The 13,228-nt window shown below is 39.0% G+C and carries 13 protein-coding genes and 1 other RNA gene; 9 read left to right on the forward strand and 5 right to left on the reverse strand.

The genetic code is table 11. From position 1 onward, the window contains the following. The first annotated feature begins 1 nt into the window (after window position 1). The 6 genes from ACULLG_RS09840 to ACULLG_RS09865 all read left to right on the forward strand — a co-directional run bounded on the left by ACULLG_RS09840 (window position 2) and on the right by ACULLG_RS09865 (window position 5,633). Window positions 2-334: a ribonuclease Z gene (locus ACULLG_RS09840; protein WP_452126621.1), complete on the forward strand. Its 333-nt coding sequence runs from the start codon at window positions 2-4 to the stop codon at window positions 332-334. Between the two features lie 128 nt (window positions 335-462). Beyond that, on the forward strand, window positions 463-1,368 hold the full coding sequence (locus ACULLG_RS09845) for a ribonuclease Z (protein WP_452126622.1): 906 nt from the start codon (window positions 463-465) through the stop codon (window positions 1,366-1,368). Between the two features lie 81 nt (window positions 1,369-1,449). Then, window positions 1,450-2,097: a pyridoxamine 5'-phosphate oxidase gene (pdxH, locus tag ACULLG_RS09850; RefSeq protein WP_452126623.1), complete on the forward strand. Its 648-nt coding sequence runs from the start codon at window positions 1,450-1,452 to the stop codon at window positions 2,095-2,097. Window positions 2,098-2,173: 76 nt separating this feature from the next. Next, on the forward strand, window positions 2,174-2,662 hold the full coding sequence (locus ACULLG_RS09855; protein ID WP_452126624.1) for a SixA phosphatase family protein: 489 nt from the start codon (window positions 2,174-2,176) through the stop codon (window positions 2,660-2,662). Further along, entirely contained in the window at window positions 2,663-4,741 is a 2,079-nt protein-coding gene (gene ppk1 / locus ACULLG_RS09860; protein ID WP_452126625.1) for a polyphosphate kinase 1, read from the forward strand. Between the two features lie 10 nt (window positions 4,742-4,751). Continuing rightward, window positions 4,752-5,633 (forward strand): Ppx/GppA phosphatase family protein, encoded by an 882-nt coding sequence (locus tag ACULLG_RS09865; RefSeq protein ID WP_452126626.1) that lies wholly within the window; start codon window positions 4,752-4,754, stop codon window positions 5,631-5,633. Between the two features lie 2 nt (window positions 5,634-5,635). Here ACULLG_RS09865 and miaE read toward each other — a convergent pair whose 3' ends face one another. Continuing rightward, window positions 5,636-6,217: a tRNA isopentenyl-2-thiomethyl-A-37 hydroxylase MiaE gene (miaE, locus tag ACULLG_RS09870; RefSeq protein WP_452126627.1), complete on the reverse strand. Its 582-nt coding sequence runs from the start codon at window positions 6,215-6,217 to the stop codon at window positions 5,636-5,638. A gap of 112 nt (window positions 6,218-6,329) precedes the next feature. Continuing rightward, window positions 6,330-8,078 (reverse strand): DNA polymerase III subunit gamma/tau, encoded by a 1,749-nt coding sequence (locus tag ACULLG_RS09875; protein ID WP_452126628.1) that lies wholly within the window; start codon window positions 8,076-8,078, stop codon window positions 6,330-6,332. Window positions 8,079-8,184: 106 nt separating this feature from the next. Between ACULLG_RS09875 and rnpB the strand changes: the two genes are divergently transcribed. After that, window positions 8,185-8,487, forward strand: an RNA gene (gene rnpB, locus ACULLG_RS09880) — RNase P RNA component class A. A gap of 518 nt (window positions 8,488-9,005) precedes the next feature. Here the strand turns inward: rnpB and ACULLG_RS09885 are convergent. Genes ACULLG_RS09885 through ACULLG_RS09895 form a run of 3 tightly spaced genes read right to left on the reverse strand, consistent with a single transcriptional unit; the run spans window position 9,006 to window position 11,000 of the window. Then, complete coding sequence (locus ACULLG_RS09885) at window positions 9,006-9,539, reverse strand: RsmD family RNA methyltransferase (RefSeq protein ID WP_452126629.1); 534 nt, start codon at window positions 9,537-9,539, stop codon at window positions 9,006-9,008. Beyond that, complete coding sequence (locus ACULLG_RS09890) at window positions 9,539-10,372, reverse strand: DUF3822 family protein (protein ID WP_452126630.1); 834 nt, start codon at window positions 10,370-10,372, stop codon at window positions 9,539-9,541. The genes ACULLG_RS09885 and ACULLG_RS09890 overlap by 1 nt, the downstream gene beginning before the upstream one ends. Next, a complete protein-coding gene (locus ACULLG_RS09895; protein WP_452127964.1) occupies window positions 10,353-11,000 on the reverse strand; it encodes a hypothetical protein in 648 nt (215 codons plus the stop codon). Before ACULLG_RS09895 ends, ACULLG_RS09890 begins: the two co-directional genes overlap by 20 nt. A gap of 194 nt (window positions 11,001-11,194) precedes the next feature. Between ACULLG_RS09895 and ACULLG_RS09900 the strand changes: the two genes are divergently transcribed. Both ACULLG_RS09900 and ACULLG_RS09905 read left to right on the forward strand, forming a co-directional pair. After that, the gene (locus ACULLG_RS09900; protein WP_452126631.1) at window positions 11,195-12,628 is read left to right on the forward strand and encodes an ATP-dependent DNA helicase; all 1,434 of its coding nucleotides are present in this window, start codon (window positions 11,195-11,197) and stop codon (window positions 12,626-12,628) included. Window positions 12,629-12,658: 30 nt separating this feature from the next. Beyond that, the gene (locus tag ACULLG_RS09905) at window positions 12,659-13,222 is read left to right on the forward strand and encodes a DUF4126 domain-containing protein (RefSeq protein ID WP_452126632.1); all 564 of its coding nucleotides are present in this window, start codon (window positions 12,659-12,661) and stop codon (window positions 13,220-13,222) included. Window positions 13,223-13,228 lie beyond the last annotated feature (6 nt).

Genomic DNA, 13,228 nt, shown 5'->3' on the forward strand with positions numbered 1-13,228 from the left:
CATGATTTTCAACAAGGAAGGAACAACAACTATTGTTTTCCAGGAAAAAACCTCCCTTTCCACATTTATGGAAAATCTGAAAAAGGCTTACCCAAAGTTGAAACACGATAATATTGTGGTGAATCTTTTCTCATTCAACAAGCTTACAGCAGGAGACATTTTGGAGTTTTTGGATATTTCAAACACCCATAAAAATTCAAATAAATCATTTGTTCTCGTTACCAACAAGGTATCTTATGATGAAATTCCGGACAAAATCAGTGTTGTACCTACCATTCAAGAGGCAAAGGATCTTATTGAAATGGAAGAAATAGAACGCGATCTCGGTATTTAAATTTTAAATTGATAGGTGTTGAAGCTTAAATTAAGAGTGAAAAAATTTAGAAGCATTTATTTGTTTCTGCGGCATTCCGCAGCCTTCCTTCTTTCATCCTTCAACCCTTCACCCTTCACCCAAATTAGATGAAACTCACCATTCTCGGATGCTATTCCGCAACTCCACGTACGTTTACCAACCCTACCGCCCAGGTTCTTGAAATCAGGAATCATCTTTTCTTGATTGATTGCGGAGAAGGCACACAGGTTCAACTCCGAAAATATAAGGTCAAGTTCTCCAGAATAAAGCACATTTTTATTTCACACCTGCACGGGGATCATTTTTTTGGATTACCAGGGCTTATTTCCACTTTTCGATTGTTGGGAAGAGAAAGCGAACTCCACATTTACGGACCAAAAGGTATCAAACAAGCGATTACGTTATTTTTAAAATTGGGAGATTCATGGACAAACTACCCTTTAATCTTTCATGAGCTGGAAAGCAAAAAATCGGAACTCATTTTTGAGGATGAAACGGTAAGTGTACAGACCATTCCGTTAGATCATCGAGTATATACGAACGGATTTTTATTCATGGAAAAGCCCCAAGCACGAAAATTGGATGTAGATGCCGTATCAAAATTTAAAATCGACCGAAGTCAGTTCCATAACATAAAAAATGGAGCGGATGGTGTTCAAGAAAATGGTGCAATAATAAAAAACACCCGTTTAACACTTGATCCCCCCAAAATTAAAAGCTATGCTTTTTGTAGTGATACAGCTTATAACGAAACCATATTGCCGCTCATTGAAAATGTAGATTTACTATACCATGAATCTACGTTTTTGGAATCTGAAGCCCATTTGGGATCCAAAACCAAGCATGCCACGGCAGCACAGGCAGCACAAATCGCAAATAAAGCCAATGTTGGCAAGCTTATTTTAGGACACTATTCCACCCGATATAAATCCATTGACCTTTTTAAGGAAGAAGCATCCCGGGTTTTTGACGCCGTGGAATTGGCCGATGATGGTAAGTCTTTTGAAATTTAGAGGAAAGTAACCAAAACTTAGAGCTTCCAGCCTTTTTAATCTCCATTCTTTTGCTGAAATTTGAAGTAACAAGAATGTGTGATGCAAAAAGACCTGAGCAATTACCGGAAATCTTATGAAAAAAGTGAACTTTCAGAGGGTTCTGTTATGGAAAACCCCATGGAGCAGTTCCAAAAATGGTTTTATGAGGTAGAGGCAACGGACGGACTGGACGAACCCAATGCCATGACCGTTTCCACTATTGGTTTGGACGGATTTCCAAAAAACAGGGTTGTTTTGATGAAGAAGTACACCCACGAAGGCTTTATTTTTTATACGAACTATAAAAGTGAAAAGGGTAAGGCGATTGCTGAAAACCCTGCCATGTGTCTTTCTTTCTTTTGGCCCAATATGGAGCGGCAGGTGATTATTAAGGGCAATGCTGAAAAGATTGCGGATAACCTTTCCGATGGTTATTTTGAATCCCGACCCGTGGGAAGCCAGCTAGGCGCAGTTGTTTCAGACCAGAGTGAAGTGATTCCATCAAAAGAATTTCTGCAAGAAAAACTCGATGCGCTGGAAAAGAAATACGATGGAAAAGAAATTCCAAGACCCGAGTATTGGGGAGGATATTTGGTAAGACCGGTGTCGTTCGAGTTTTGGCAAGGCCGTCCCAACCGCCTGCACGATCGCATACGGTACACCCTTCAAGAGGATTTTGATTGGAAAATTGAACGTTTGGCCCCCTAATTTTAATAGTGCACTGCGGACACTAAGCGGAGACGAAGTGTATATCAGTATTTAAGAATCTTTATTTCTATTAAATATGAAAAGGATAATTCTAATGCGCCATGGAAAATCTTCATGGGAATATGAAGTTTCGGATAAGGACAGACCATTAAAAGAAAGGGGAATTAACGACGCCCATTTGGTAGCGCAGGAATTCAAAAAAAATGGTGTCCAAATTGATTTTGCCTTTTCGAGCCATGCAAACAGAGCATTGCATACGAGTATAATTTTCCTTAGAAATATTGGTTTCTCCTTTGATGAATTTCGAGTTACACAACAACTTTACGATTTTTCGGGTAGCAGCGTCCAACGTTTTGTTGAAAATTTGGATAACCAATACAACACCATTTCCATTTTTGGACACAATTATGCATTCACATCCCTTGCAAATGCTTGGGGAGATCAGTATATTGACAACGTTCCTACCGCCGGATTGGTTCAAATCAAATTTGAATCTGACAATTGGGCAAAAATTTCCAAAGGAACCACAGAACAAGTTATATTTCCTAAACACTTGAGAGGATAAATGGTAAAAACCAAAAACGAATACGTAAATAGGGAGATCAGTTGGTTGCATTTTAATGCCAGGGTACTGCAAGAAAGTGCCGATAAAAGAGTTCCCTTAATTGACCGACTTAGGTTTCTCGGTATTTTTAGTAATAACCTAGATGAATTTTTTAAGGTAAGATATGCAACGGTAAAACGCATTGTTGATGCTGGAAAAAAAGGAAAAAGCGTTCTTGGTGGTGAAAAAGCCAAGGATTTACTGGAAGAAATCACCAAAATTGTTATTGCACAACAGGCAAGGAGTCTTGAAATTCTAAAGAGTATTGAAGAAGAGCTCAGGGCCGAGAATATTTTCATAATTAATGAAACCGAGGTTAGTGAAAGTCAAGCCGAATTCATCCTGGACTATTTTTTCAAAAAGGTCAATCAAGAATTGATGACCATTATCCTCAATGATCTTACAGAATTTCCCTTGTTAAAAGATACCGCAGCATATTTGGCGGTAAAAATGGTGATGAAGGATGATGAGACCTTGGGTGCGAATGGAAACAGGTATGCCTTGATAGAAATTCCTAAAGGTATTGATCGATTTATTGTACTTCCGAAGGAAGGGGACAAGAATTACATCATTATTTTGGATGATTTAATCCGGTTTTGTTTGGACAGCGTGTTCACCATGTTTGAGTTTGAGTCGATTTCGGCACATATGATCAAGATTACCAGAGATGCAGAATTGGATATCGACAATGATTTGACAAAGAGTTTCATCGAGAAGATTTCATCCAGTGTTGAGCATCGAAAAATCAGTGACCCGGTTCGATTTGTTTACGATAAACAGATAGATAAAGACACCCTTCAATTCCTGAAAGAGAAAATGAACATTGTGGATACCGACAGTGTCATTCCCGGAGGAAGATACCATAATCGACGCGATTACATGGGCTTCCCCAGTTTGGGACGGGATGATTTAATGTACAAAAAAATAGAAGCCTTACCGGTTAAAGGTCTTAGCATGAAAGGAAGTCTTTTGGAAATGATCAACCAAAAAGACTACATGATCTATGCGCCCTACCATACCTTTAGTTATGTGACCAAGTTTCTAAGAGAGGCCGCTCTTGACCCAAAAGTGCGAAGTATCAAAATCACGGTCTATCGCCTGGCTAATGATAGCCAAGTGGCAGCTTCGCTCATCAATGCTGCCAAAAACGGGAAGCAGGTAACCGTTCAAATTGAATTGCAGGCCCGATTTGATGAGCAGGCCAATATCAAGTATGCGAACCAGTTACAAGCAGAGGGCATAAAGTTGATTTTTGGTGTCCCTGGACTTAAGGTTCATAGCAAAATTTGCTTGGTAGAAAGGGAGGAAGCCGAAGGAGTAAAAAGATACGGTTTTATCAGTACCGGTAATTTTAATGAATCAACCGCAAAAATATATACAGATTATACCCTGTTCACCGCCCACGAAGGAATATTAAAGGATATGAATCGGGTATTTGAGTTCTTCGAGACTAATTATAAGATCAACAAATACAAACATCTTATAGTTTCACCCCATTATACGAAGCTAACATTTATGAAACTCATTGATGATGAGATTCAAAACGCCCGATTGGGAAAGGAGGCCTACATCAAAATTAAGATGAACAGCCTTACCTCCTATAAGATGGTGGACAAATTGTATGAAGCGAGTAGGGCAGGGGTCAAAATTGAGTTGATTATTAGGGGAGTATGCTGTCTTATTCCCGGTGTAGAGGGAATGAGTGAAAATATTGAGGCAATTAGCGTTGTTGACAAATTCTTGGAGCATCCCAGATTGTTCATTTTTGGAAATGACGGAGATCCAAAAGTGTATATTTCCTCAGCCGATTGGATGACCCGCAATCTTGATTTTAGGGTTGAAGTGGGCTGTCCAATTTATGACAATGACATCAAACAAGAGTTATTGGATACGTTTGACATCTCGTGGAGAGATAATTTTAAGGCACGAGTTTTCTCAGACAAGCAGGACAACGCCTATAAAATAAAAGGTGCGGAAGAACCGGAACTAAGGTCCCAATTTGCCCTTTACGATTATTATCAAAAGAAACTGGAATCCTAAGTTCATAACATTGGTAATCCGAAAATTTGCTGCTATTGACATTGGCTCCAACGCAATACGTTTGTTGGTGAACAATGTTATTGAACAAGCGGAAAAGCCCACTACATTTAAAAAAAGCGAAATTATTCGTGTTCCTGTCCGTTTGGGGGAAGATGCATTCACCAAAGGTGAAATTTCAGAAAATAACCTTCAACGATTGATAAAGACCATGAAGTCCTTTAATCTGTTGATGCAGGTTTACGGGGTGGAAAAATATATGGCCTGTGCCACTTCGGCTTTGAGGGAAGCTAAAAATGGAGCGGAGGTGGTCAATAAAGTGTTTGAGGAATCAGGAGTTAAGATTGAGATAATCGACGGTAAAAGAGAAGCATCCATTATTGCTTCCACGGATTTAAAAGAGTTGATTAAAAAAGATAGGTTGTACCTGTATGTTGATGTTGGAGGTGGAAGCACCGAGTTTACCATCTTTAAAGATGGAAATGTATTAGTGTCAAAATCCTTTAAAATTGGTACGGTACGAATCTTAAATGGACTAGTGAATGATACGGTTTGGCAAACATTACAGGATTGGATAAAGGAACATATCCCTGAAAACGATAAAGTTGAAATAATAGGTTCTGGCGGAAATATCAACAAGCTCCATAAAATGTCGGGCAGAAAGGTAGATCAACCGCTATCCTATATTTGGTTGAACGCCCAATATCATTTTCTGAACAGTATGGATTATGATGATAGAATTTCGGAATTGGGATTAAATCAAGACCGGGCCGATGTTATTATTCCCGCCACAAAAATATTTTTGTCAGCAGCAAAATGGAGTGGTGCAAAAAAAATCCATGTGCCCAAAATTGGATTGTCCGATGGTATGATAAAGACCCTTTATTACGAATAAAACTACCCGTGCATGGTTTCTTTTGTGCCAAGATTCCGCATTAACTCGGCTTCATATTCCAGTAATTGCTCCCATTTTTTATCCACTTCCTCTCGATCGCCATACTTTCTGGCAAATTTTAAAAACATGGTATAATGGTTCGCTTCACTGACCATCAAACTGCGATAAAATTCAGATAATTCTTCATCTTCCAGTTCTTCTGACAGTAATCTAAAACGTTCGCAACTACGTGCTTCAATCAGTGCTGCGTATAAAAGCCGATGAATCAAATGGGTTTCCCTACTCCCCCCTTTGGGAAAGAATTTCATCAATTCAATTACATATTCATCCTTGCGCTCGCGGCCCAACACCCAGCCACGTTTCACAATTTTATCATGAACCATATTAAAATGACCCATTTCTTCCCTAGCCAAAGCTGTCATTTCCTTGACTAATTCTGATTTTTCGGGAAAACCGATGATCAACGAAATTGCCGTGCTTGCAGCTTTTTGCTCACAATAGGCATGGTCGGTCAAAATTTCCTCGATATTTTTTTCAACAATATTTACCCATCTGGGGTCGGTCGGTAATTTTAGGCCAAGCATATTTTTTAGTTTAAGGGCAAAGATATGGGGAATCGTATGAAAGTTAAAAGCTGGAGGTTAAAGGTTAAAGGTTGAAGGGTATTGAATAGGGTAGTTTTGACCACTGATCATGTCAAAAATCCAGGTCGAATTCTTTTCTCAATAGATCTATAGCCGGATTTTTTTCTTTGAGCTTCTGATATTTTTCCTCGGGAGTAAAGGCAAACTTTTTGGCAACCTCTTCATTCACCGTAATGTGCAACGAAATGGAATAATTATTCAGTTTTTGTTTGAGGTAATCCATCATCAGGCTTTGTTCCCGCTCCACTTCCTTTTTCATGGTGGTGTTTGGAAGTTCAATCCAAATGGTATTTTCATTTTTAAGTTTGGGCACGTCGGTTTGAAAATTACTGGCCAATATTTTGCGTCCCTTTTTTTCCAGCTGGTGAACCAAGTCGTTCCAATGCAAGAGCATATCGGCCTCGATAAAGGCATCTTTTGGCAGTTCCTCTTGATTTATAGGAGTAGCCTTAACATTTTCATGGGCTTTTTTTGCCTTTATGCTGGAAAGGGACAATCCCGAAACCCTATTTTCCGAAGTTTTGAGTTGAATCTTTTGAATTGGGGGCTGTTTTACCTCTATTTCAACCTTAGGTTCAGTAGGAGGGGCTTCTTGGGAACTTTGAGGTTCGGGTTCGGACAACTCTTGTGTATATTCAGCCGTAGGTTCGGCAACTACTTGCGAGATTTCCACAACTTTATCACTTTCCTTTTTCGATGTAAAGAAAGAAGCCGGAATTATGGAGTCAGACTTTTTTTTTTCTCCATCAAAGGAGATGGAAGCCAATTTCATTAAGGTAAGCTCAACAAGTAGACGCTGGTTTTTACTTGTTTTGTACTTTAGGTCGCAATCGTTGGCCATTTCCAAAGCTTTTAGCAGAAATGCCCGGGAAGTCTTTTTTGTTTGGGTTTCGTAATGTTTTTTTACTTCTTCACCAACTTCCAACAAGGCAATGGTCTCTGGATGCTGGCATACCATCAAATCCCTGAAGTGGGAAGCCAGGCCGGTTATAAAGTGGTGTCCATCAAAACCGAGTGACAAAGTTTTATTGAACAGCACCAACAAATCGGGAATCTTGTTTTCCAAAATGAGGTCGGTAGCATCAAAATAGGTATCGTAATCCAGAACATTTAAGTTCTCGGTTACAGCTTTTCGAGTTAATTTTTTTCCTGAAAAGCTAACCACCCGATCAAAAATAGAAAGGGCATCACGCATGGCTCCGTCTGCTTTTTGTGCAATGATATGTAGTGCACTTTCCTCAGCTTCTATTCCTTGCTGCTCTGCAATATATTTTAAATAATCCGAGGCATCTTTAACCGTGATTCGCTTAAAATTAAAGATTTGACATCGCGAAAGTATGGTCGGGATTATTTTATGTTTTTCCGTAGTAGCCAAAATAAATATGGCATGTTTTGGTGGCTCCTCCAATGTTTTTAAAAAGGCATTGAAAGCGGATTGCGATAGCATGTGTACCTCGTCAATAATGTACACTTTATATTTTCCAACTTGAGGAGGTATCCGTACCTGATCTATAAGGCTTCTAATATCATCCACGGAGTTGTTGGAAGCGGCATCCAACTCAAATATGTTGAAAGCAAAATCTTCATCCTCTACCTCCGTACCATCTTGGTTGATTTTCTTGGCCAAAATACGTGCACAAGTGGTTTTTCCAACTCCTCTGGGTCCGCAAAAAAGCAAGGCTTGAGCCAGATGATTGTTATCGATTGCGTTGAGCAGGGTGTTGGTAATAGCTTCCTGACCCACCACATCCTTAAAGGTCTGTGGGCGGTATTTTCGAGCCGAAACAATAAAGGGTTCCAAATCAGGAGAATTTAGCTTTACTACAAATATAAAAATAGGAATGGGCAATGTGTCATTTGTACGGGAGTGGAAACTATTTTTTATTAACAATTGCAGTACCTTTGCATTTGCAGGCCACCTTATCGCTGCAACCTTAAGCAATTAAGGTTGAAGAGGAAAGTCCGGACACCATAGTGCAGCATAGCGGGTAACATCCGTCCGTTGAAAAACGAGGACCAGTGCAACAGAAAGCAAGTACAGTTCGGCTGTAGTGAAATCAGGTAAACTCTATGCGGTGAAACGCCACGTAAACCAGTGTTTGAGGGCTGCACGCCCGAGTTGGAGGGTAGGCGGTTTGAATTTTTGGGCAACCAAAGATCTAGATAAATGATAGGGCACGACAGAATCCGGCTTACGGCCTGCTTTTATTTCATAAATCAGAAGCCTTAAAATTATCTGCAAAGAAGGGTAATGGTTTTTGAAGGGTATTTGGTGTATTTTCCTTCAATAAAATTGACAAAATGGAATTCTATCAATTCTAATCGGCTATATGTCAATTACATATCAGTTGTTGTTTGTTGGATGGGTAGTTTTATAACATGATTGCCTTTTGGATTATAGTGGTTATCGCAACCCTGGCCCTCGTTTATATCTTTTCGAGCTTAATGAAATTCATTAATCCATCTAAAAGTTTGGAAATAAAGAAGAATGTAAATGACGAATTTCATCAATTCCTGGAGGAGAGCGATGACTATTTCGATTGACGGATAAGCAGAATCAATTCTTAATTAGTCTGTGCCAGAGGTAAGCAAATGCTAAACAACCTTACATCATGACATCTCCTTTTTTGATTTTCCTTTTTATCCTGTTGCTTTATATATTGGGAATATTGTTGGATGACTTTATTGGAAGAAACGGTCGTTTTTGAGATTCTTCTTAAGCGGGTCTTCATTCAAAAAAACTAAAAACACTTCCCCCATATTTTCTTAATTCCACAAAGTGTGGGTTATCGGATAAATCCGTTTGATCGGAATGCTCAATAATTAAGAGCCCATCTTCCAGAAGTAAATTTTTCTCAAAAACCAAATCCGCAATTTTGTGAAACTGGCTTTCTTCAAAATTATAAGGAGGATCGGCAAAGATTAAATTGGCTTTCTCAGGTGTTCTTTCCAAGAATTTAAAAACGTCGGATTTGATACTTGAGATGGACATCTCCATTTCCTTGGAAATCTTAGTGATGTATTGTACACATCCTGGGTAACTATCCACTGCAATGACATTAGAGGCGCCTCGCGAAGCAAACTCAAAACTAATATTGCCTGTTCCAGCAAAAAGATCTATTACCTTGAGTTCGTCCAAATAGAAACGGTTGTTCAGGATATTAAAAAGCCCTTCTTTGGCCATATCGGTAGTAGGCCTTACCGGAAGTTTTTTGGGTGCAATTAGTCTTTTGCCCTTGTACTTGCCTGAGATAATTCGCACTATAATGAACTTAGTGTGGTGAAGTCAATAGTTTGTGTTTCCAATTGTTCCAAAGGATATGTTGGGTCAATGGGCACAAATACAGAAACGTTTCTAATATAACGATGACATAGATCAAAGATATTGTCGCCTTCCTCAATAGTACCAAAGAGCTTTAGTTGTACCTTTTCCAAATCGATGTTAAGTTGCTCTAAAGCAAAAAGCAAGTAGTAGAGAAAATCCTCTGCAGTTTTATAGTGAAAATGATTGTAAAAAAGAAGTTTCTTTTCGGCAATGACAACCATTTCCATTTCCTTTTCGGATACTTGTACATAGCACACCGGCTCAGATGATGTCCTGGTTTGATTCAGCAGTGTAGTGATTAAAACAGTACCACTGTGTTTAAATTCAAACTCGCCAAAAAGTTCAAAAATATAGTTGTTGATATTGGTATATGGAACATAAACATTGACCATGTCATAATTGGGAATCTCATCAAAAACGATATGATCCGTTGCCATTATTTTGGCATTGAATTTTAGATAATTGGGTAGCTCTTCTTTATTGAAAAGTGTTTTGGGAACCAGACCAAACATTCCACTTTTATGGATGACAACCACATCTGAAAACTTTTTTTGAATTCCATCCACTTGGCTAAGAAGTGATTTTAATTCTTTGAGCATCAAATATGGGGTGGATTGTGTTTTAAAGGAAACTTTTTCAAATGCCAATATTTCATTTGCAATCGTATCCAAGACACAAAAAGAAAGTCCATTCAAACCAATTTGAATGGACAGTTTCTTAAAGGTATTTTCCGTTTCGGCCTTTGGTATGTTATTGGTCTTTTCTGTCATAGATTGGAGGCCAGTTTCCATTCGTGCTTACATCGGTAAGAGAGCCTACTTTGATTTCAGTGCCATTTACTTCTTCAACACTTTGGTGCGCATTTTCACGCGCCAACAAGTCCGCAGGTTGATCATAAAGAACAACATTCTTGGCAACTTTGGCTTCAAAAACCGGAGCTTTGTAGCCTTGTTTGTCGATGATATCGGCTTTCATTTCAAATTTTTCTCCTCCTTGCGCTCCTGGAACATTCATCATGGTCTTGTAGCTATCATTATTTTTAAATAATGAGTCTTTTACCTTCACAAAACCTAGTGTGTCAATTATAACGGTGTCAACTTGTAAATCAATTTGATATACTTTGTTGAATCGCATGAACGAAGAATCTTTTTGCTGAGTGATCGTGTAGCTTCCCGTATCCACAAATTGAATAAGGCTGTTGAAATTGCTTGCAAACCTTCCATTCACGGTTTTATAAGCCTCTTGCGAATCCCTTATATCCTTTAACTTGGCGATAACTTTTGCAAATCTTTCTTGTCTAACCTTTTTAAATTCGATAGGTGCATTGATAGATTGATAAATTTTGTAGCCCAAGAAAATGCTCAAAAGTCCGAATGCAATTACTAGAATCGGTTTTATCTTTTGCGGCAAAAACCTATCAATAAGAAATACAAGGCCTATGGTCAGTAGGCATATAACTACAACTATAAGAATTAAACTTAACATACTAATTTTTTCTTTGAGAGTTAATTTAGCGGTTACAAGCAAATCTACAATTTTTTTTTAATCACGAAACTTTTTGCTTTAAAAATCCATGCTATCTTTAGGTGCTTATGAAAGACCCATCTTCCAGTGGATTTTTTGCCTTACTTAAGGATAAATTTCCTCACGAACCTACATTGAAACAAGCTCTGGCTTTGGACAAACTTTCCAAGTTTGTACTGGATGGAAAACATGATGAACTGTTTCTTTTAAAGGGGTTTGCAGGTACGGGGAAAACTACAATAGTGGGTACCCTTGTTCACAGTCTTTGGAAAGTTAAGATGAGTGCTGTGTTACTGGCACCTACAGGAAGGGCCGCCAAGGTAATGTCTTCCTATTCTGGAACACAAGCGTTTACAATCCATAAGAAAATTTACTTCCCAAAAAAGCAAAGTGGAGGAGGAGTACAATTTGTTTTAGCGCCAAACAAGCATAAGAATACACTTTTTATAGTTGACGAAGCTTCCATGATACCAGATACCCCGGCGGACTCCAAACTTTTTGAAAATGGGTCTTTGCTTGATGATCTAATGTATTATGTATACTCTGGCCATAACTGCAAGCTTTTGTTGATTGGTGATACGGCCCAATTACCTCCGGTAAAATTGGATATAAGCCCTGCATTGGAAGAAGGTCGACTTTCACTCAACTATAATAAGGATGTAGATACTTTGGAACTGGATGAAGTCATGCGCCAGGATGATGATTCAGGTATACTTTTTAACGCCACAAACCTTAGAGAACAGTTACAATCTGAATATTTTCACGAGTTCAAATTCGATGTTAACGGATATAGGGATATCGTGAGGTTGATTGATGGAACCGAAATACAAGAGGCAATAGATTCTTCTTACGTTGAAAACGGAAAGGAGGAAACAGCCATAATAGTAAGGTCTAATAAGCGGGCCAATCTGTACAACAAGAACATCAGGGAGCGCATTTTGTTTTTAGATCATGAAATCGCCGTGGGCGACTATATGATGGTGGTCAAGAACAATTATTTCTGGTTGAGACCAAATTCTGAAGCCGGATTCATTGCCAACGGAGACATTATTGAAATTCTGGAACTTTTTGCAATCAAGGAACTTTATGGATTTTCGTTTGCCGAAGTGAAAGTTAAAATGGTGGATTATCCAAATCAAAAACCCTTTGAAACCGTATTGCTGTTGGATACCATAAACGCGGAAACACCTTCATTATCATACGAAGACGGGAATAAGTTATATCAAGAAGTTTCCAAGGACTATGCCCACGAAAAATCAAACTATAAAAGGTTTTTGGGAGTAAAAAACAACAAATTCTTTAATGCCCTTCAGGTTAAATTCTCCTATGCAATCACATGTCATAAGTCACAAGGGGGGCAGTGGAACACAGTATTTGTAGAACAGCCGTATTTGCCCAATGGACCGGACAAAGATTATTTAAGATGGCTCTACACAGCAGTTACAAGAGCCAAAAAGAAACTATTTCTCGTCGGATTTAAGGATGATTTTTTTCTTGACTAGGAATATCCTATTTTAGACATAACCATGAACATGAATCCCGATACCATAATAAGCATTTTTTTAGGCGTAGGTCTGGCTGCTTCTGTCGGTTTTAGAGTGTTTCTTCCTCTTTTTTCGTTGAGTTTGGCTGCCTTTTTAGGCGTGTGGGACCTTAATGAAAATTGGGAATGGATAGGAAGCATTACCGCACTTGTCGCCTTCGGGGTTGCTATGATTGTCGAAATTTTTGCGTATTTTATTCCATGGGTTGACAATGCTTTGGATAGTTTGGCGGTTCCTTTAGCAGCCATAGCAGGAACAGCTGTTATGGTATCTACTGTGGCCAATCTAGACCCTGTGGTTACTTGGTCCCTCGCTATAATAGCAGGAGGTGGAACGGCAACGGCCATTAAAGGCGCCAATGCAGCCGGCAGAATAACCTCTACCGCAACCACAGGCGGAGTTGCAAACCCAGTAGTATCAACCATCGAAACAGGAACTGCTGTGGCAGTTTCAACAGCCTCTATATTAGTACCACCAATCGCGGCCATTTTGGTTATCGTAATTTTGGTGGTTATTTTCAGAATTTATCGCAAATTGCGGCCAAAACGGTAGTTTTGG

It is taken from the genome of Flagellimonas sp. 2504JD1-5 (assembly GCF_053618295.1).

Excerpts from the sequence above, each read along its gene's own strand:
- ACULLG_RS09890 (WP_452126630.1), bottom strand. The coding sequence starts at position 10,372 with ATGACAGAAAAGACCAATAACATACCAAAGGCCGAAACGGAAAATACC.
- ppk1 (WP_452126625.1), top strand. The coding sequence starts at position 2,663 with ATGGTAAAAACCAAAAACGAATACGTAAATAGGGAGATCAGTTGGTTG.
- ACULLG_RS09840 (WP_452126621.1), top strand. The coding sequence starts at position 2 with ATGATTTTCAACAAGGAAGGAACAACAACTATTGTTTTCCAGGAAAAA.
- pdxH (WP_452126623.1), top strand. The coding sequence starts at position 1,450 with ATGCAAAAAGACCTGAGCAATTACCGGAAATCTTATGAAAAAAGTGAA.
- ACULLG_RS09845 (WP_452126622.1), top strand. The coding sequence starts at position 463 with ATGAAACTCACCATTCTCGGATGCTATTCCGCAACTCCACGTACGTTT.
- miaE (WP_452126627.1), bottom strand. The coding sequence starts at position 6,217 with ATGCTTGGCCTAAAATTACCGACCGACCCCAGATGGGTAAATATTGTT.
- ACULLG_RS09905 (WP_452126632.1), top strand. The coding sequence starts at position 12,659 with ATGAATCCCGATACCATAATAAGCATTTTTTTAGGCGTAGGTCTGGCT.
- ACULLG_RS09900 (WP_452126631.1), top strand. The coding sequence starts at position 11,195 with ATGAAAGACCCATCTTCCAGTGGATTTTTTGCCTTACTTAAGGATAAA.
- ACULLG_RS09855 (WP_452126624.1), top strand. The coding sequence starts at position 2,174 with ATGAAAAGGATAATTCTAATGCGCCATGGAAAATCTTCATGGGAATAT.